Raw genomic sequence first — 19588 nt, 5'->3', positions numbered from 1 at the left:
AACCCACACGCAAACTCCATGTCCCGCCGCATTCTTGTCACCTCCGCCCTGCCGTACGCCAATGGCCAGATTCACATCGGTCACTTGGTGGAATATATCCAGACAGATATCTGGGTGCGGTACATGCGGATGCAGGGCCATGAGGTGTACTACGTGGGGGCGGACGACACGCACGGCACGCCGGTCATGCTGCGTGCCGAAAAGGAAGGCCTCACGCCCAAGCAACTGATCGAGCGCGTCTGGAAAGAGCACAAGCGCGATTTCGACAGCTTTGGCATCTCGTTCGATAACTACTATTCGACGGATTCCGAAGAAAACCGCGAACTGTCCGAAAACGTCTATCTGGCGCTCAAGGCACAGGGGCTGATCGAGGCGCGCGATATCGAACAGGCGTATGACCCGGTCAAGGAAATGTTCCTGCCGGACCGCTTCATCAAAGGCGAATGCCCGAAGTGCGGCGCCAAAGATCAGTACGGCGACTCGTGCGAGGTCTGCGGCTCGACCTATGCGCCGACCGACCTGCTCAACCCGTACTCGGTGGTTTCGGGCGCTACGCCCGTGCGCAAAACCTCGACGCACTACTTCTTCAAGCTGTCGGACCCGCGCTGCGAGCAGTTCCTGCGCAAGTGGGTGGCGGGCCTCGCCCAGCCGGAAGCCGCGAACAAGATGAAGGAATGGCTGGGCGAAGACGGTGAGTCGACGCTGGCCGACTGGGATATCTCGCGCGACGCGCCGTATTTCGGTTTCGAAATCCCGGGCGCACCCGGCAAGTACTTCTATGTCTGGCTCGACGCGCCGGTCGGCTACTACGCCAGCTTCAAGAACCTGTGCGCCCAGCGTGGCCTGAACTTCGACGAGTGGGTCAAGCCGGGTTCGACGACCGAGCAGTACCACTTCATCGGCAAGGACATCCTGTACTTCCACACGTTGTTCTGGCCGGCGATGCTCGAATTCTCGGGTCATCGCACGCCGACCAACGTGTTTGCGCACGGCTTCCTGACCGTCGATGGCCAGAAGATGTCGAAGTCGCGCGGTACGTTCATCACCGCACAGAGCTTCATCGACACGGGTCTGAACCCCGAATGGCTGCGTTATTACATCGGCGCCAAGCTCGGCAACACGATGGAAGACATCGACCTGAACCTCGATGACTTCATCGCCCGCGTGAACAGCGATCTGGTCGGCAAGTACGTGAACATTGCCAGCCGCGCTGCCGGCTTCCTGCTCAAGCGTTTCGATGGCCGCGTCTCGGCCGACGCCATGCAAGCGCCGCTGCTCGCGCAATTGCGCGGCGTGGCACCGCAGATCGCGGCACATTACGAAGCCCGTGAATTCGGCAAGGCCCTGCGTCTGGTGATGGAACAGGCGGATGCCGTGAACGGCTACGTCGACACGGTCAAGCCGTGGGATCTGGCGAAGGACCCGGCACAAGCGGGCGCGCTGCATGAAGCCTGCTCGGTGTGTCTGGAAGCTTTCCGCCTGCTCACGCTGTATCTCAAGCCCGTGCTGCCGACGACGGCTGCGGCGGTCGAGCAGTTCCTGAACATTGCCCCGCAAACGTGGCAGGACGTCGCCACGCCGCTGACCTCGGCCAGCGCCATCTCGGCCTACAAGCACCTGATGACGCGCGTCGAAGGCAAGCAGGTCGAGGCACTGGTCGCCGCCAACCGCGATTCGCTGCAAGCGACGGCGGCCCCGGCCGCAGCGTCCGCCGACGCGAGCAAGGCTAAGGGCAAGGACAAAGCCGCAGCAACCGCGCCGGCGGTAGCAGACGACGGTGTCATCACCATCGACGACTTCGCCAAGATCGATCTGCGCATCGCACGCATCGTTGCCTGTCAGGCCGTGGAAGGCTCGGACAAGCTGCTGCAACTCACGCTGGATGTGGGTGAAGCCCAGACGCGTAACGTCTTCTCGGGCATCAAGTCGGCGTATCCGCAACCGGAAGCGCTGGTCGGCAAGCTCACCGTGATGGTGGCCAATCTGGCGCCGCGCAAGATGAAGTTCGGTCTGTCGGAAGGGATGGTGCTCGCGGCGTCGGCAGCAAACGAGAAGGCTGAACCCGGCATCTACATTCTCGAACCGCACGACGGTGCCAAGCCGGGCATGCGCGTGAAGTAAGCACGCGCGTAACGTTCGCTTCGTCCGCAACACCGTAGTACCCGCCACCCCAAGCGCCGGAAATCATCCCGGGCTTGGGGTGAAGTCTTTTGGGGCGCCGTCGCACGCGAGATGGCCCGCGCCTGCAGCTGCAACGTCTACGTGCGCGCTGAAACCATCAGCATCATGGGACGCTCCAGTTCCTCTGCCAACGCCGGCATCTGCTGGATTTGTTCAGGCGTCGGCGCAAACTCCTCCACCCGCTGCAACTGAAAGCCCGCACGCATCAGCGCGTTCAGCGTCGTGCCGAGCGTGCGGTGATATTTCAACACGCCCTTGGCAAACCAGTCGGTTCGGCGTTCGCCTTCGATGCTGTAGCCGTTCACCGGCCAAGTCTTGCGTCCGTCCTCATCGGCCAGCCAGTGCGGATGGGCCGCCGCCATGAAAATCGGGTGTTCGATGGTGAACACGAGGTGTCCGCCGGGCGCGAGCGACTGATGAAGCTGTCGCACCAAACGGTCGAAGTCGCGAACGTAATGGAAGGTCAATGCGCTGTAGGCAACGTCGAAGGCCGCAGCAGGCAGATCAAGCGTATCGAGATCGGCAATGCGGTATTCGATCGCGGGGTCGGCCGTGTCTGCCCTCGCCCGCGCAATCATGTTCTGCGACAGATCGAGCCCGAGTACCGACGCCGCCCCTTGCTCGCGCATCCAGCGCGAGGCCCAGCCGAAACCACAGCCAAGATCGACCACGCGCTTACCGCGCAGGTCCGGCAGCATCGCCCGGATGGCCGGCCACTCGGGCGCGCCGTCCAGCCCCAGCACTTGCCGGGGCAACTGGCTGTAACCCGTGAAGAAATCCGGGTTGTCGTAGATGTTTTGTGCCATGTCGGTATGTCCCATCAAGCCGCTGGCGTCAGCGAGGCGGGCACTGCCTAGCGCAGATGCTCCACCGGCAGCGCCGTGGTGAATTTCACCGTCTCCATCGAGAAACTCGCGCTGATGTCCTGCAAATCGGCCACGCGGATGAGCTTCTTGTAGAAACGGTCGTAGGCGGCGATATCGGGGAGATACACCTTGAGCAGATAGTCGATGTCCCCCGCCATGCGGTGGATCTCGACGATTTCCGGGAGTTCGCGCGCGCCGGAGACAAACCGCACCATCCACTCCTCACTGTGCGTCGCGGCCTTGATGAACACGAACGCCGTGACGCGCAGGTCGAGTTGCTGCGGGTCGCAGAGGGTGACCTGCCCGGTGATCACCCCGTTCTCGCGCAGACGCTGCACGCGCCGCCAGCAAGGCGTGGGCGACAGGTGCACGGCCTCGGCCAGCTCACCCAGCGACCGCGAGGCATCCACTTGCAGATTTTCGAGAATCGCTAGATCAGTTTTATCCATGATCGCCACTTAAAAGGAAAAATTTTCTCAATTCTACTCGATTTGAGCCAAACTTTGAAAGCCTTTACCTGTGGCTGCCCGGTAGACTGGCCGGACATTTCGAAAACGGGCGATGCCATGAAAATCTTTACCGAACACCCCGCTTCCGTCGGCGAAAACTATACCCAACATCTGGGCTCCGCCGTCTCGTTCGCGTTGCCGCTGCTTGGCGCCGGCCTTGCGTGTCTCGTCCACGCGTTGCTGCCGTTCGCCTTCGAGAAGACCGGCAGCAAGATTATCGTGCGCCTGCATGAGCGGATGGTGACGCATCGCCACCGTCACGGCGCAGCGCCCGCGCAAGCCGCACAGTCCACGCAGGAATAAGTGAGCGACGCGACTCCGGCGGACGCAGCGGAATAACAGGATCGGGCGGATCGAGCGGATCAACCCGTCTCGATCACCCCGGCCCTCAAGGCCGTTCCGAGGCGGGATCCGGCGAGCGTGACGTCACCGTCACGCGGCCGTCCGGGCCGAAGTGGGCGTTGAACATGCCTGCCGTGTTCACGCCGTCTTCGAGCCAACGCCAGCTCCACACCACTTCCTTCTTGAGCCGGTACTCCGCGACCGTGGTCGGCTTGCCTAGCAACCGCCGCACATCGTCCTGCGACATCCCCGGCTGCACCTGCTCGAAGTTTTCCGCCGTCAACGCCTGTGTGACGGCGCGCAGCTTGCCGTCGGGCGCGATATCGACCATGTACGTACGCAAGCCGCCGGGCGCGCGCGGATACTCCAGCCGGCGCGAGCCGTCGCTGTTTTCCCACACGATCTCGGGCTTGCCCATCTGATCGCGCACCTGCGTCTCGGTGGTGACACCGGGCTTGAGATCGCGCAACAGCATGTCGTCGGGTTTGACGGCATTGAACGTATCGCGCGCTTTCTCGCGCGCCTTGTCGATTTGCTGCTGGTCGCAGCCGAACAGGCCCAGCAGACTCGCGAACAATCCCATGGCGACTCCCCAACGAACGCTGCGGCGCAGACCCTGCGCCGGTTGAATCGAATGACGCGACGTCATCATCGATGGCACCTCCCTCATCTACGTTGCGCCGTGCGCGCACCGCGGCCTCATGGCTTTGCCTCGGTGCCTACACGGACATCAATCGAAACGGCGGTTGAACAACACGTCGAAGCCCGACAGCGACCCCGTGCGCAGCGCCAACTGCCAGCGGCGCGACACCTGCCACGTGATCTTCACGATACTGGCCGAACTCGTCAGCCCTTGCTCGAAGCCGAGCGCGAAGTTATCCGAAATCGCCTTGCCCACCTTCACCACCTGCTCGTCGTCCGACAGGCCCGACTCGCTGGTGCCGATGCTGAACTCGTCGATCCCCAGATCCTTGATGATGCGCCTGCCGCCCGTCGCGCCCAGCAGCACCGACGCGGCACCGGCCATCGCCTGACGCTGGCCGAGACCTGCGCCGTCCGGACCGTGGCCGAACATCAGCCACGAGAGCTTTTCCTCGTCCGACACATTCGGCTCCGACACCAGCGACACGCGCGGCTGACGCACCGTGCCGGTCACCAGCACCCCCGCCGCCACTTCCTGATTGCGGCGCATGGCCTGAATGTAGAGGTCCGGGTTGTCGAGCGGGCCGACAAAGTTGATCTGACCGCGCTCGATGGCGAGCTTGCGATCGAACGCTTCGTAAGTCCCTTCCGCCACCGTAATCGTGCCCGTCGCGCGCATCGGCGACAGCGGTGCGCTCTGCACGTGCATGCTGCCACGCAACAGCAGATCCGCCCCTGCGCCGACAAAGCGGAAATCGCGGCCGAGATTCAGTTCGATATCGATGCGCGGCGAGAAGCGGCTCGCGGGTTTCTCACTGATGCGCGCGGCCTCCTCCTTCGGATCGAGCGGTTTGCTGCGCGACTGTGCGCCACCGCGCACGACGAGTACGTCGTCACCCAGCTTCGGCGCGCTCGTCGGCGGCAGTGCGAAGCGGGCACGATCGACGGTGAACTTGCCCGTCACCGACATCGTGTCGCCACTGCCCACCGCCTTCGCATCGCCCGTGAGCGAGAGTTGGCGATCGGGGGCCGCAAACAGTTGCAGCTTATCGGCGGCGAGCGTGATGCCCAGCGTCGGCTCGGGCGTGTCGATCCGAATACCGCCCGTGGCGCGGGCCGTACCGCCGCCACCGCCGGTGAAGACCACGTCGCGCAGGACGATCTCCGTCGGGGTGAGGCCGATGCGCACGTGGCCATCCTTCACGCTCACGCCCGTATCGAACATCTGCACCGACAAGTCATCGGCGGTCAGTTCCCCCGTCGGACGCGGCTTCGCCACCGTGCCCGCCAGTGTCATCTGCAAGTTCGCCCGGCCCCTGAGCGCGAACTGCGCACCCGCCAAAGTCTCGAATTTCGAAATATCGGGGATCACCATCGCCACGCGGCCGGTCAGCGGCGCGTCGTCCGGCAGACTCGGCATGCCGTCGGCCACGCGCAGGCCGGTCTGCACATCGGCGTCGAGCGTGCCGATCAGGGCCGACGCGGCTTTGACGGTTGCGCGCGCCGACTGACCGGACAAGTCGATGCGCGCTCGCATCTCCGAGATGCCTAACGGTACGCGTGCGCCGATGCCGCCCTTTTCGGCACTCAGCCCCGGCATGCCGGTGATAGTCACCTTCACGTCGTCGTTGACACCGCCACGGCGCAGCGTCACGTCACCACTGCGGCGCACGATTTCGACAAAGCCGTCGGCGCGTTGCGCCATGCTCACATTCCATTTGCCATCGAGCACCAGATCGCTGGCCAAGGCCGGTGGCTCGCCGGTGAATGAGGCGACCACGCGCAACACCTGACCGATATCGAGCGTATCGACGGTGCCGGCGGTCTTCAGTTGTCCCGCGCCGTAATCGAAGTTCGTCAGCGACAACGCGCCGACGCCCGTGACGAGCTTCGCCGCACCCAGATGCACGCGCTCGGCGCTCGCTTCGACTTGCCACGGCGAAGCCAGTGTCAGCTTCGGCATGCCCCGGTTTTCCAGCGCCTGAATCGTGCCGCGCCAGCCCGGTTTGCCACGCGTGTCGGTCACCGCGCCTGCGGCGTCGAGGTTCAGGTCCAGCGGCGCTTCGCGTAACTTGCCGGCGGCCTTCAAGTGCAGCGTGTGGGCGCCACGTGTGCCCGCCAGCGCCACCGACAACTTGTCGAGACGCGCAACGTCGCTCGTGAAGCCATTGCCATCGAGCGTCACGTTCAGGCGATCGCCCGGCGCGCCGGGCAGCCCACCGCTCACGTCGACCTTACCGGCAAGGTGATCCAGCTTTTGTGCGCCGAAAACCAGTTTGTCGGCCGCAAGCGTTGCCACCACGGCGGGACGCTCGATCGTGCCCGATACCTGCCCGTCGAGTTGCAGACGCCCGGCTAACCCGAAACCGAGCTTGTCGAGCGAGGGCGCGTCGATATTCACGGCCATCTTGTCGCCTGCGGTGCCGAAACTGCCGCGCAACGCGACCTTATTACCGGCGACGAGCAAGTTGGCATCGCTAGGCAGCAGCCGCTTGCCTGCGACCCTCACCGTGCCCGTGCCACTCATCGGCAGGTCTGCATAGACGCTGTCCTGTAGCGCGAATTTGAGCGTCACGCCCAACTCGGGCCGCAACGCCCCCTGCACGTCGAACTGGCCGGTAACGCTGGCCGCAGGCGGCTTGGCGGCGCCCTTCTTCGCGCGCGCCGTGTCGTACAGGTCGTACCATGCCGCCGGGTCGAAGCGCGTCAGCTTGAGTTGCGCCTGATACGCACCGGTGTCGCCGTTCTCCAGCACGCCGGTGGCCGCCACCTTGCCCGATCCGGCGTCGAGCGAGAGGTTATGAATCGTCGTGCCCTTCGCGTCGAGTCCGACGTCGGCCAGCACGCGACGCGTCGCATCTCGCCAGTCGAGCACGATGCGCTGCCCGGTGGCGTCGAGCTTGATGTTGAGCGGCCCGGAGAGCTTCGTCGCCGGCAACTTGCCATAGAGGGCGCGCAGATCGAGGTCTTGCATCGCCAGCGCAAAGCCACCGACCATGGCCTCGGCAGGGGCGTCGGCGGCGGCCGCTGTGGTCGCGCTGGCGGACGAGGCCGACGAGCCCGACGAGGCCATCGGTGCCGATGCCGATGCTGGTGCCGGTGCCGAAGCGGTGGCGGCAATCTTCTCGCGATGCACGTCGCCGCTGCCGGTGAGCAGCGCCCGCCCGGCGAGCTTCAGTTCGATGCCCGTGAGTGCCTGACGCGTTGCGTCGAGCAGCACCTCGGCACGCAGACTCTCGACCGGCAGCAATTCCGCGTCGATGGCACCAGGCTTCGCATTCGTCACCGAGACCGGCCCTAGCACGCGGAATTCCTTCGCCCCCGGTGCCGGCCGCAGATCGGCGTTCACAGCGAGATCGGCTTGCGGCGCCCCCGCAGAGAAATCGCGCGGGTTCAGGTGATCGAGCGCAATCTGCGCCCGAGACAGCGGTACCGCACCGAACGGTGCCGCAGCGATATGCGCCGTGCCGTTGAGCTTCTCGCCACTCGCGACCAGATCGACGATCAGCGCATCGAGCGAGCCCGACAGGTCCGCCTTCAACGACACGGGGATATCCCCCGCCTTCGCTTGCAGACCGATGTTGCCGCCGAGGGCGAACGGGCGTTGTCCGTTCAGTTGCAGATTCGCTTCGGCTTCGCCGTAAGGCGTGCCGAGGTGTTCGAGTTGCACCGTGTGTTGCGTGCCGTCACTGCGCGCCGCGACACGAATGTCGTCGAGCACGAGCGCCGGTGAATCGAGCGTGAGCTTCGCCACACGCACGTCGTTCAGCGTGAGGCCTAGCCCGAATGGCAGACGCAGACTGGTTGGCATGACCGTCGGTTGGTTCGACGGCGGCGACGGCGCAAACGCCAGCGCCACGTCGCCCGCATGCAGCTTGTCGACGGTGAAGTGCAACGGACGCAGTGACAGTTGCCAGCGGCTTTCGAGACGGCTCACCGTGATGCGCGTGGCACCGTCGAGGTAGCGCACGTCGTTCACCGTGAAGCCATGCGCGAAGCTGCCGCTCCGCCAGTCGCCCGCGAGCTTGCCGCCCAGCGTGGAGACGGCCGTCTGCCAGAGCCAGCGGCTGCCGCGCTCGGAGGACATCGCCCACAGCAGCGCGCCGATGGCGAGCACAACGATCAGCAACAGCGTGAGCAGCACGCCTGCGAGCCAGCGGCCCCAACGCCTGCGAGGCGGCGGGGACGATGGCGGCGTATTGGACGGTGTATTTGACGGCGGCGGCGATCCACCGCCGCTGCCGTCGCCCTCAACGCCCGATGGCGCGGCAGGGGCAAGGGTGGGTTCGCGCTCGGCCGGCGGCGGCGAAGACATCGTGGCATTGAGTGGCAAGGTCGTCATCAGAAGGCCACTCCCAGCGAGATCGACGGCCGGAACTGCCGATCGTTGACCCCGTAGCCGAGATCGACGTTCACCGGGCCAACCGGGCTGCGCCAGCGCAAGCCCAGACCCACGCCGTGATAGAGCGGCGTGGGGTGACGATAGTCGTCGGTGGCGGTGCCCACATCCCAGAACGCCGCCCCGCCCCAGTCGCGCGTGAACCAGCGTTGGTATTCGAGACTGCCGGTGCCGAGGTATTTGGTCGGGAACGTGGTGCCGTTCTGCTGCCGCCCGAGGCTCTGATACGTGTAACCGCGAACCGACGAGGTACCGCCCGCGAAGAACAGCAGCGACGACGGAATGCGGTTGCTGTTGCCGTTGGTGATCACCGCGCCCAGTTCCAGCCGCGCGATTACGATGTCGCGCTGGCCGACCGGAAAGTACTGGCGAATGCGGCCGTAGACACGGCCGAACGTCTGATCCGTGAGCACCGGCTTGGCGGCGAAGCCGATCTGCGTGTTGATGATGTTGCCGGCGCGCGGAAAGATCAGATCGTCCACGTCGCGCCGTGTCCACGCGAAGGCCGGTACGAGGGCCTTGTTGACGAAGCGCGTGCCGCCGTCGGGGCGCTCGTCCGTGTGATAGAAGTCCAGCGAATAGGCCCAGTCGTAGCGCTCGCGCGAGCGGGCTCTCTTGATGCCGACTTGCAGGGCGCGCTGATCCAGACCGTTCAGGTCTGTGCGGTCATACGAGCCGCGCAGGCTGTTCGTGTAAGCGTTCGAGTCCGGTGGCATCGCCAGCTCGGCGTAGCCGCCCTGCCGGAATTGCTCCAGACGCGCCTGCGTGTCGAACGTCCACGCGCTGCCGAACAGGTTGTAGTACGAGTAGCGGCCATTGACGCTGCCGCCGGTGTCCGTCGTATAGCCCACACCGCTTTGCACGCGCTGCGTGGGAAATTCGCTCACCCTCACCTCGACCGGCGCGTTCTCCGCCTTGGCGGGGTCTTCCGTCACCGAGATGATCACGTTCGAGAAATACGGCGTGGCCTGAATCTGGCGCTGCAATTCCTGCAACCGGCCCGCGTCGAACGGCTCGCCGACCGACAGCGGATTCACGTTGCGGATGATCTGCTCCGGGTAGCGGCGCGTCCCCGTGATGATCAACGGGCCGAGCGTGAACGGCGGGCCGCTGTCATAGGTGGCCGCCAGCGACGCCGCATCGTTGTCGGCATCGACCACCGCGCGCGAGAACGTCATCTTGGCCGCGTGGTAGCGCTTCTGGCCGAGATTGAACAGCGTGTCGCTCTTCGCCTTGTCCCAGTCGGCCTGCCGGAACGGCGTATCCACCGGCAGCCCCCAGCCGTTGCGCAGTTGCTCGACGCGTTGCGGGTCTTGTTCGGCGATGGGGCCGGTGAACTTCAGATCCACGTCCTTGATATGGGTGCGCGGGCCCGAGTCGACCGTGACATGCACGTCGCGCTTGCCGTTGATGGTGGCCACGTCCACGTGGGTGACGGGCGAAAAATAGCCTTCCGTGGACGTGAGTTCCTGAATTTGCTCGCCTACGGTGGCGATCAGATGCTCGAACTGCGCGTCGCCGATGTCGTCGCGGTCGGCGAAACGCACGAGATCGAGGTTCGCGTTGAGCAGTTTGGCGAGGCCATTGGGTGCCTCTACGCGAACGCGATAGTCGGCGCGGGCGAGCGAGGGCAGTGCGAGGGCGCAGGCCAGCGCGACGAAGACGGCACGCATCTGGCGCCTCTGGCGCTTGGCGAGCACGGGGCGCGCGCGCGACCGACGGCGTGCGTCGTAGCCGGGTTTGATCAGTGCGACGGTCAAAACCTTCCTTATTGTCATGGCATCCGCCGCCGATACTTTGGCGTGCGGCATATCGGCCTGTTCGGATGATGCGTATGGGCAATGCGCATGAAGCGTATTGCCGTATTTGACCATATCCCCGGTGTCACTTCACCCACGACGCCCAAACCGGCACAAACCGGCCCGAAGCGACGCGTGGCGACCGGTTTGCGGTAGAATCAGCGTCGTTTGGCACGGCTGCGGCTGTGCCGCTTTGCTGATTGCAGGCCGAGTTGCCTGCCTAATTTTTGCGCAGACCGATCATGTACGAGTCCGACATCACCCAATTCATCAACCAACTGAAGAGCGAGAAGCCGACGCTGGAAGCCGAACAACGTCAAGGCCGCTCGCTGCTGTGGGACAAGCAACCGATCGATATGGAAGAGCGCCGCCGCGCCCAACAATCGCGCGTGGCCCAGCAGCCGTACGTCTACCAGAGCGAGTAAGCCGTGCCGGCGGGACTGATGCGCGGCCAATGCAGTCATTAAGGCCTTTGCCGCCGCCATCGCCCGTCACGCCAAGCGCCCTCCCGCCTACCACCAGCCCCGTATCGCGTTGAATCACACCACGCCTGACGATCCGTCGCAAACGCCCGAGCCCGTCCCCGAGACCGCGCCGGCGCCTTTGCACGTCGATCACGATCAGCCGGCCGATTCTACGGAAGGGGCCGGGGTGGCCGACGGGGCCGATGTGACCGAGGCTCCCGACGTGGCCGAGGCGCCCGCCAGTGCCGGCGCCCCGCACCGGGCGGCAAGCGGTGCCGCCGAAGGCAAGACCGCAGAGCTGCCGGCGCCGCCCGAAGGGCAGGACACCACGCCCGACACCGTCGACGGGGTTGCGCGCGCGCGTCTGTACGGCGAGCCGTTGTTCGCGATGCCGAACGACCTGTACATCCCGCCCGACGCGCTCGAAGTCTTCCTCGAAGCCTTTGAAGGTCCGCTCGACTTGCTGCTGTACCTGATCCGCAAGCAGAACTTCAACGTGCTCGACATTCCGATGGCGCAGGTGACCAAGCAGTACCTGCTCTACGTCGAACAGATCCGCACTACCAACCTCGAGTTGGCGTCGGAGTATCTGCTGATGGCGGCCATGCTCATCGAGATCAAGTCGCGCATGCTGTTGCCGGTCAAGAAGGCCGACACCGGCGAAGAGGCGGAAGATCCACGCGCCGAACTCGTGCGCCGCCTGCTGGAGTACGAGCAGATGAAGCTCGCCGCGCAAAAGCTCGACACGCTGCCGGTGCTGGGCCGCGACTTCCTGCGCTCGCAGGTGTACATCGAGCAGAGTCTGCAACCGCGCTTCCCCGATGTGGATTCCGAGGACTTGCGCGCCGCATGGGCCGAAGTGCTGCGCCGAGCCAAGCTGGTCCAGCATCACCGGATTTCGCGCGAAGAGTTGTCGGTGCGCGAGCACATGAGCCAGATTCTGCGGCGTTTGCAGGGTGCGCGGTTCATGGAGTTCAGCGAGTTGTTCGACGTCGGGCGCGGCGTGCCGGTCGTGGTGGTCAACTTCATCGCCATGCTGGAACTGGCGCGCGAGTCGCTGCTGGAGATCACACAGGCCGAGCCGTTCGCGCCGATCTACGTGCGCCTCACTTATTCTCCAAACTGAGTCGCCGAAGGAGGCCGAGCCGGGCTTGCGGTTTTGCGCACGCCCGTTGAGATTTCCTCTACAATCCCCCGGACATTTTGGCGGCCAGACCCCAATATCGGGCCAAGCGCATGCCAGATCTGGACTAGGGGGAACAGGCCCTAGCCACACATACGCCACGCACGGAACCTCAATGAAAGTCATCCCCTCGATTCACGAACTGCGCGATCAACTGCGCGGACAGAATCGCGTTGCCTTCGTGCCCACGATGGGCAATCTCCATGAAGGGCATTTGTCGCTGATGCGACTGGCGCGCCAGCACGGCGACCCGGTCGTGGCCAGCATCTTCGTCAACCGCCTGCAATTCGGGCCGAACGAAGACTTCGACAAATACCCGCGCACGATGATGGATGACGTCGAGAAGCTCACGCGCGAGAACGTCTACGTGCTGTTTTCGCCGGACGAGAAGGAGATGTATCCCGAGCCGCAGGAGTATCGCGTCGAGCCGCCGACCGATCTGGGCGACATTCTCGAAGGCGAGTTCCGCCCGGGCTTCTTCAAGGGCGTGTGCACCGTTGTCACCAAGTTGTTCTCCTGCGTGCAGCCGCGCGTGGCCGTGTTCGGCAAGAAGGATTACCAGCAACTGATGATCGTGCGCAGCATGTGCCGACAGTTCGCACTGCCGATCGAAATCATTGCTGCCGAAACCGTGCGCGCCGACGATGGCCTCGCGCTGTCTTCGCGCAATCGTTACCTGTCGGACGCCGAGCGCGCAGAAGCGCCGCAGCTGTATCGCCTGTTGGGTCAGATTCGCGACGACGTGGTCAGCGGCAAGACCGATTACGAGGCGCTCGAAGCCGCCGCCATGCAGACGTTGCGTGAGCGTGGCTGGGCACCGGATTACGTGTCGATTCGCCAGCGTGCCAATTTGCGGGCCCCGGCCCCGGGCGCCGCACCGGCCGAGAGTCTGGTCGTGCTGGCCGCCGCGAAGCTGGGTGCAACGCGCCTGATCGACAATCTGGAAATCTGAATCCGAGTGCCGGCAACGTCTGGCGTCTGACTGCGCGGTGTCGCAGGACGGGCGAGAGGCGAGGCCGGCAGATATCGTGCGCGTGTCGGATGCGCGTGCTTAATTCGTCGCGCGGAGTGCGCGACATCGCAACACAAGAGGCAAGCCATGTACCGCACCATGCTCAAGTCGAAGATCCACCGCGCCACCGTGACGCATTGCGAATTGCATTACGAGGGCTCGTGCGCCATCGACGAGAACCTGCTTGAGGCGTCGGGTCTGGTCGAGAATGAGCAGATCGACATCTTCAACGTCAACAACGGCGAGCGTTTCACGACGTACGCCATTCGTGGCGAGCGCGGCAGCGGCATGATTTCGTTGAATGGCGCCGCGGCCCGCCGCGCTCAGTTGGGCGACATCGTGATCATCGTGTCGTATGCACAGGTCGACAACAAAGATGTGCTGGCCGGCTTCAAGCCGCAGCTCGTGTTTGTCGACGAGAAGAACGTGCAGAAGGGCGAACGCGATCACGTGCCGCTGCAAGCGTGGGAAGAAACCCGCGCTTTCGACGCTGCCAAGTAAGCGTCACGCGTGAACCGCGCAGCATGAAAAAAAACCGGCCGAAATGGCCGGTTTTTGCGTTTCAGGGGCGTCGTCGATGAGCGATCCTATTCCGCCCCACGCCTCATTACAGCCTATTCACCCACGAACTTCACGATCCCCTGCCACTGCGGCAGGTCGCGTTCGACGCGGCTGGGCGCCACGTCCCACAGCGTGAGCCCGTGCGCGGCGAGTTGCACGTAGTTCTGCGTGTCGCGCAGCATGCCGAGCACCGGCAAGCCGGCTTCGTCGCAATAGCGGGCGAGTTGATCGGCGGCGCGGGTGCGCGCATCGACCCGCATGCCGACCACGCCGATGCGCACGTCGCCCTGACGGACTGCCTTCTCTTCCTGAAGCTTTTGGAGAAAATCGCGCGTCGCGAGGATATCGAAAATCGACGGCTGCAACGGCACCAGCACGTGATTGGCGAGTTTGAGCACCGTCTCCAGCCGTTTGCCGTGTAGGCCAGCGGGGGTATCGAGCACCGCGTGCGTCGTGCCCTTGGGCGGACGGGCGATCTCACTATGATCGACATCCCACGTCGCAATGGGCCGTAGCGCCGGCGGACGCAGCCCCAGCCACGCCCGGGAGGACTGCTGGCGGTCGGTATCCCCCAGCATCACCGCGTGCCCTTGGGCGGCCAGATAGCCCGCCAGATTCGTTGCCAGCGTGCTCTTACCCACGCCGCCCTTCGGATTCGCCACCACGATCACCGGCATTACGCACTCCCCGAGGTCGATTTTCCGCACATCTTACAACGGCTGCGTTACGGCTTCCGGCGGGCACCGGTGGCACGTCTTGGGCATTCTGCCCGGCAGCCTTACCGCAGACAGCCCCACACACCCGACAAATCCAGATGCGCAGCGAACGAATCGGCAAGGCGGTCAAGCGACGCCTCGCGCAGCGCGTTGTAGTCCTGCGCCTCGATGTCGCGTGCGCCCGCCCACGTCAACAGGGCTTGCAGGGCCTCCGGCGTATCGAACAGGCCATGCAGATACGTGCCCATGACCTGATCGTCCTCAGAGCGTGCACCGTCGGGCACGTCGCCGTGATCCCCGGTAAGCATGGCTGCGGGACGCGCCAGCGCCGCCCCGCGCGTCACGCCCATATGGATCTCGTAGCCGCGCACCGGTGCGTTGCCTGCGCTCAGGCGTCCGCTGACCACGCGCAACTGCTTCTGCGCTTCCATCGTCGTTTCGATCTCCAGCCAGCCGAGGCCCGCCGTCGTACCGGCTTCGCCTTCCAGCCCCCGTGGATCGTGAATCACTGCCCCGAGCATCTGCAAGCCGCCGCATATGCCGAGCACTTTGCCGCCGTAGCGCAGGTGGCGCGCAATCGCTGGTTTCCAGCCCTGCGCCCGCAGCCACGCCAAGTCGGCACGCACGTGTTTGCTGCCGGGCAGAATCACGAGATCCGAGGCAGGCCACGGTTCGCCTGCGCCCACGTAGCGAAAGTCCACTTGTGGATGCGCCCGCAGCGCATCGAAATCCGTGTGATTGCTGATACGCGGCAGTGCAGGCACCGTCACCCGCAGGCGCGTCTCGCCGCTGGCCGCCGTGTGGCGCTCACCGGGGAGCATGTCCTCGCCATCGAGATGCAGCCCGTGCAGATACGGCAACACTCCCAGCACCGGAATTCCCGTGCGCGCCTCCACCCATTCCAGCCCGCTGGTGAGCAACGACGGATCGCCGCGAAAGCGATTGATGACGAACCCCTTGATGCGCGCGCGCTCGCTGTCCGACAAACAGGCGAGCGTGCCGACCAACTGCGCGAAGACGCCGCCCCGGTCGATGTCCGCCACGAGCAACACCGACGCGTCGACGGCTTCGGCGAATCCCATGTTCGCGATATCGCGCGCCCGCAGATTCACTTCCGCAGGACTGCCCGCCCCTTCCACGATCACCGCGTCGTAGCCCGTGCGCAGCCGCTCATAGGCAGCCAGCACGGCCGCCATCGCGCGCGGTTTGTATTCCTGATAGGCCCGCGCGTCGAGATCGGCCACCACCTTGCCGCCGATGATCACCTGAGCGCCGCGGTCGCTGCTCGGCTTGAGCAGTACCGGGTTGAAGTCTGTATGCGGCGCAATGCCGGCAGCCTGTGCCTGCAGCGCCTGCGCACGGCCGATCTCACCACCGTCGGCCGTCACGGCGCTATTGAGCGCCATGTTCTGCGGCTTGAACGGCGCAACGCGCACGCCCTCTCGATAGAGCAGCCGGCAGAGCCCAGCCACTACCGTGCTCTTGCCTGCGTCGGAGGACGTGCCTTGAATCATCAAGGTGCCACGGAGGCCGCGCGTGGACAGCGCACTGGAATTGACAGGGATTTCACTCATGGTGCGGATTATCGCATCGGGCGCTCGTACAATATCGCCCATGAGTGCCCACGACCTGACTTTCGTGCTGGGTGGCGCGCGCTCCGGCAAGAGTGCGTTCGCCGAACGCCTCGCCTCGGAGAGCGGCCTGCCAGTCAGCTATCTCGCCACCGCTGCGGTGAGCGACGAACCCGAGATGCGCGCACGCATCGCCCACCATCGGGCCAGCCGGCCAGCGCACTGGCCCACCGTGGAAGTCGGCCGCGATCTCGCCGGTGCCGTACTTGAAACCGCCCGCGAAGGACACTGCCTGCTCATCGACTGCCTGCCGCTATGGCTGGCCGGCTGGCTCTGCCCGCCTGACGACGGTCCCGACGCACCAGCAGACGATACGCAATGGCATGACGTTGTGGACCAACTGGCGCAGGCGCTCTCGACCGCCCCCGGCAAACTTATCGTCGTGAGCAACGAGATCGGACTCGGCGTGATCCCGATGGGCTCGCTCACGCGACGCTACGTCGATGAACTCGGCCGTCTCAACCAGCGCGTTGCTGCGCTGGCACCGCAAGTGCGATTTGTCGTCGCCGGCCTGCCCATGGCCGTCAAAGGATGATGGCGGATGCTCACCGGACTCGCTCCTGAATCTCTCTGGCTCGCCGGCCTCATCGGCGTGCTGCTCGACGCGTGGCTCGGTGAGCCCAAGCGCTGGCATCCGCTCGTCGGCTTCGGCTTCATCGCCAACGGCGTAGAAGCGTGGCTGAATGCGCCCGACATCCGCGACAAACCCTTTACCGCGATGGTGCGCGGCACGTGGGCATGGACGCTCATGTTGCTGATCCCCGTCCTGATCGCGTGGGCGCTCACGTTCCTGCCCGGCTGGGGCGGCATCCTCTGGCAGGCGCTGGCCCTGTACGCGGCACTCGGCGCGCGCAGCCTGCGCGAACACGTCATGCCGATCGCTCGCGCATTGCAAGACGGCAACCTCACACAAGCACGTGAGTTGACCACACGCATCGTGTCGCGCGACACCGAAGACGCGAGTGCATCCGACATCGCACGCGCCGCCGTCGAATCCACATTGGAGAACGGCAACGACGCCATCTTCGGCGCCCTGTTCTGGTTCGCCATTGCCGGGGCGCCCGGCGTCGTGCTGTTTCGCCTCGCCAACACGCTCGACGCCATGTGGGGCTACCGCACCGAACAGTTCCTGTATTTCGGCCGTCCCGCTGCCCGCATCGACGATTGGCTTAACTGGATTCCGGCACGTCTCACGGCAGCGAGCTATGCCATCTTCGGCGACGTCGCGCGCGCCATCGACTGCTGGCGCACGCAAGCGAGCGCATGGTCGAGCCCCAACGCCGGGCCCGTCATGGCAGCGGGTGCCGGTAGTCTCGGCGTACAACTGGGTGGCCCCGCCCGCTATCACGGCGAGTGGGAAACGCGCCCGCCGCTGGGCTGCGGCACGGAACCGTCTGCACAACACATCAAGGCCGCGTGGCGGCTCATTTCACGCTCGATGTGGATGTGGCTGGTGGTGAGCGGCGCGCTCGCACTCTTCGCCGCATCGCAGGCCGACGCGGCCACCGTGGGGGTATTGTGAGCGTTTCGGCAATACCCGCAACCACATCGCCTGCGCCAGCGGCACCTCGCCATGGCGGCAATCTGGGCGAAGCCATTGCGCGCTACGGACGCGCGCGCGAAGACTGGCTGGACCTGTCGACGGGTATCAATCCGCTGGGCTATCCGGTGCCGATGCCGCCACCCGAAGCGTGGCGCGACCTGCCCGATGCCTTCGACGATCTGATCGACATCGCCGCCGACTACTACGGTGTGCCAGCGAACGCGGTGGTGCCCTGTGCCGGGTCGCAGGCCGTCATCCGGGCAATACCGACGCTGCTGCGCCCGGGGCGCGTGGCGGTGGCCTCGCTGACCTACAGTGAATATGCCCCGGCCTTTGCGCGCGCCGGCCATACGCTCGTACCGTGGACTGGCCCGGAGGCCGGACTCCCGGATGTCGACTATCTCGTTTGGGTGAATCCCGATAATCCGACCACGCGTCACGTCTCGCGCGAAACCTTATCATCATGGCAAGCTTCACTCGCAGAACGTGGCGGGATGCTGATCGTCGATGAAGCGTTCGCGGATGCGTCGCCTGCGGCGTCGATGACCTCGCAGGTTGGGCGGGACGGGCTCGTTGTGCTGCGTTCGGTAGGTAAGTTCTTTGGACTGGCGGGGATTCGGGCGGGGTTTGCGCTGTGTCCGCCGGCGTTCGGCGCGCAATTGTCGCAGACCCTCGGCGCATGGACGGTCAGCGGCCCTGCCCGTTTTGCGGTGCGCACCGCGTTGCGTGACACCGTGTGGCAAATTGCCGCCCGTGAGCGCTTGCAGCACGACGGCGAGCGGCTTCTCGCGCTGTTACGCCACCATGGCTGGCCTGCGCTGGGCACACCGCTGTTCGCGTGGACGCCGCACCCGCTGGCCCCCGTCTGGCATGAGAAGCTGGCGGCCCAAGGCATCTGGACGCGGCTGTTCGACGCCCGGCCTGTAACAATACCGGCAGGAATATCACCAGCAGGAGCAGTCGTCACAACGGCCGCCATGCAGTCCCTGCCCAGCCTCCGATTGGGCCTGCCTGCGCACGAAGCCGGCTGGGAACGCCTCGCCGTCGGGCTGGCCGACTTGCCGGTGTCCTGAATTTTTCGGGAACTGCCGTGCCCGGCGGGTATCAAATTTCCCCGTTATGCTTCTGAACGGACGTGCCCTACCCGTTCAACCGACGGCGCACGGCCTCACGGGCACCATCAGTGCCATCGGCGCCTTACGCCGTATTAAACGACGTGCGTTTGCCGCCGTTTTCGTTACAAATTGAAGCATTTCTGCAACAAATGCACACAGCCTTCGCCTCAGGGCGCCGTTAGACTGAGGGTTCTTTCGCAAGGGCTTTCCCTATATCAAAAGGACGACCAAATGAAAAAACTTCCGCTGTTGCTCGCTACGCTCGTAACCGCCACCGTCGTGATGGTGGGTTGCTCGAAGAAGGACGATCAAACCGCCGCCCCGGCCGCCGACACGTCGGCATCGGCACCGGCAGCTGCCCCGGCGGATACCGCCCCGGCCAGCGATGCAGGCGCCGCCATGACGCCGGCACCGGCTTCGGATGCAGGTGCAGCCGCCCCGGCTCCGGCTTCCAACTAACGCCGCACGGCGCTGCCGCGGGCTTCGATCGGGCATCCGGTCGATCCTGCGGTGCGCTGAAACGACTACGCCCCCTGAGTTCTTCTGAGCTCAGGGGGCGTAGTCGTTTACATCGCTGTGTCGTTATGTCGCTACGTCGCTACGTCGCTACATCGCCGACTCGCGA

17 protein-coding genes are annotated in these 19588 nt (G+C 64.9%); 10 read left to right on the top strand and 7 right to left on the bottom strand.

Annotated elements, in window-relative coordinates:
* The first annotated feature begins 18 nt into the window (after positions 1–18).
* A complete protein-coding gene (gene metG, locus PIN31009_RS07095) occupies positions 19–2121 on the top strand; it encodes a methionine--tRNA ligase (protein ID WP_150789783.1) in 2103 nt (700 codons plus the stop codon).
* Positions 2122–2258: 137 nt separating this feature from the next.
* Here metG and PIN31009_RS07090 read toward each other — a convergent pair whose 3' ends face one another.
* Both PIN31009_RS07090 and PIN31009_RS07085 read right to left on the bottom strand, forming a co-directional pair.
* On the bottom strand, positions 2259–2987 hold the full coding sequence (locus PIN31009_RS07090) for a class I SAM-dependent methyltransferase (protein WP_150789782.1): 729 nt from the start codon (positions 2985–2987) through the stop codon (positions 2259–2261).
* Between the two features lie 47 nt (positions 2988–3034).
* Complete coding sequence (locus PIN31009_RS07085; protein WP_058375442.1) at positions 3035–3496, bottom strand: Lrp/AsnC family transcriptional regulator; 462 nt, start codon at positions 3494–3496, stop codon at positions 3035–3037.
* A 117-nt stretch (positions 3497–3613) separates the two neighbouring features.
* Here PIN31009_RS07085 and PIN31009_RS07080 point away from each other — a divergent pair, with 117 nt between their 5' ends.
* Positions 3614–3859, top strand: coding sequence for a DUF6356 family protein (locus PIN31009_RS07080; RefSeq protein WP_150789781.1), 246 nt, complete (start codon positions 3614–3616; stop codon positions 3857–3859).
* An 85-nt stretch (positions 3860–3944) separates the two neighbouring features.
* Here PIN31009_RS07080 and bamE read toward each other — a convergent pair whose 3' ends face one another.
* The 3 genes from bamE to PIN31009_RS07065 form a co-directional block, all read right to left on the bottom strand.
* A complete protein-coding gene (gene bamE / locus PIN31009_RS07075) occupies positions 3945–4481 on the bottom strand; it encodes an outer membrane protein assembly factor BamE domain-containing protein (protein WP_150684233.1) in 537 nt (178 codons plus the stop codon).
* Positions 4482–4628: 147 nt separating this feature from the next.
* Complete coding sequence (locus PIN31009_RS07070; RefSeq protein WP_150789780.1) at positions 4629–8882, bottom strand: translocation/assembly module TamB domain-containing protein; 4254 nt, start codon at positions 8880–8882, stop codon at positions 4629–4631.
* Entirely contained in the window at positions 8882–10612 is a 1731-nt protein-coding gene (locus PIN31009_RS07065) for an autotransporter assembly complex protein TamA (protein WP_150790243.1), read from the bottom strand. Before PIN31009_RS07065 ends, PIN31009_RS07070 begins: the two co-directional genes overlap by 1 nt.
* 368 nt (positions 10613–10980) lie before the next feature.
* Between PIN31009_RS07065 and PIN31009_RS07060 the strand changes: the two genes are divergently transcribed.
* From PIN31009_RS07060 to panD, 4 genes are all read left to right on the top strand, one after another.
* Positions 10981–11163 (top strand): DUF3460 family protein, encoded by a 183-nt coding sequence (locus PIN31009_RS07060; protein ID WP_058375446.1) that lies wholly within the window; start codon positions 10981–10983, stop codon positions 11161–11163.
* A 337-nt stretch (positions 11164–11500) separates the two neighbouring features.
* The gene (locus tag PIN31009_RS07055; protein ID WP_150684231.1) at positions 11501–12328 is read left to right on the top strand and encodes a segregation and condensation protein A; all 828 of its coding nucleotides are present in this window, start codon (positions 11501–11503) and stop codon (positions 12326–12328) included.
* Positions 12329–12500: 172 nt separating this feature from the next.
* The gene (gene panC / locus PIN31009_RS07050) at positions 12501–13337 is read left to right on the top strand and encodes a pantoate--beta-alanine ligase (protein WP_150789779.1); all 837 of its coding nucleotides are present in this window, start codon (positions 12501–12503) and stop codon (positions 13335–13337) included.
* Between the two features lie 147 nt (positions 13338–13484).
* On the top strand, positions 13485–13898 hold the full coding sequence (panD, locus tag PIN31009_RS07045) for an aspartate 1-decarboxylase (protein WP_058375448.1): 414 nt from the start codon (positions 13485–13487) through the stop codon (positions 13896–13898).
* Positions 13899–14011: 113 nt separating this feature from the next.
* On the opposite strand, the gene PIN31009_RS07040 is transcribed toward panD, so the two are convergent.
* Positions 14012–14635, bottom strand: a complete 624-nt coding sequence (locus PIN31009_RS07040; RefSeq protein ID WP_087688642.1) for a ParA family protein — start codon at positions 14633–14635, stop codon at positions 14012–14014.
* A 101-nt stretch (positions 14636–14736) separates the two neighbouring features.
* Positions 14737–16248, bottom strand: a complete 1512-nt coding sequence (locus PIN31009_RS07035; protein WP_246185541.1) for a cobyric acid synthase — start codon at positions 16246–16248, stop codon at positions 14737–14739.
* A gap of 40 nt (positions 16249–16288) precedes the next feature.
* Between PIN31009_RS07035 and cobU the strand changes: the two genes are divergently transcribed.
* The 4 genes from cobU (at position 16289) to PIN31009_RS07015 (ending at position 19422) form a co-directional block, all read left to right on the top strand.
* A complete protein-coding gene (gene cobU / locus PIN31009_RS07030; RefSeq protein ID WP_150683624.1) occupies positions 16289–16840 on the top strand; it encodes a bifunctional adenosylcobinamide kinase/adenosylcobinamide-phosphate guanylyltransferase in 552 nt (183 codons plus the stop codon).
* A gap of 6 nt (positions 16841–16846) precedes the next feature.
* On the top strand, positions 16847–17827 hold the full coding sequence (gene cbiB, locus PIN31009_RS07025) for an adenosylcobinamide-phosphate synthase CbiB (RefSeq protein ID WP_150789777.1): 981 nt from the start codon (positions 16847–16849) through the stop codon (positions 17825–17827).
* On the top strand, positions 17824–18921 hold the full coding sequence (gene cobD / locus PIN31009_RS07020; RefSeq protein ID WP_246185540.1) for a threonine-phosphate decarboxylase CobD: 1098 nt from the start codon (positions 17824–17826) through the stop codon (positions 18919–18921). Before cbiB ends, cobD begins: the two co-directional genes overlap by 4 nt.
* Positions 18922–19194: 273 nt before the next feature.
* On the top strand, positions 19195–19422 hold the full coding sequence (locus tag PIN31009_RS07015) for a hypothetical protein (RefSeq protein ID WP_150683621.1): 228 nt from the start codon (positions 19195–19197) through the stop codon (positions 19420–19422).
* Positions 19423–19588 lie beyond the last annotated feature (166 nt).

The organism is Pandoraea iniqua, from assembly GCF_902459685.1.
GTDB lineage: Bacteria > Pseudomonadota > Gammaproteobacteria > Burkholderiales > Burkholderiaceae > Pandoraea > Pandoraea iniqua.
Note: the sequence above shows the minus strand (reverse complement) of the source record. Positions and strands in the feature narration are given on the sequence as shown.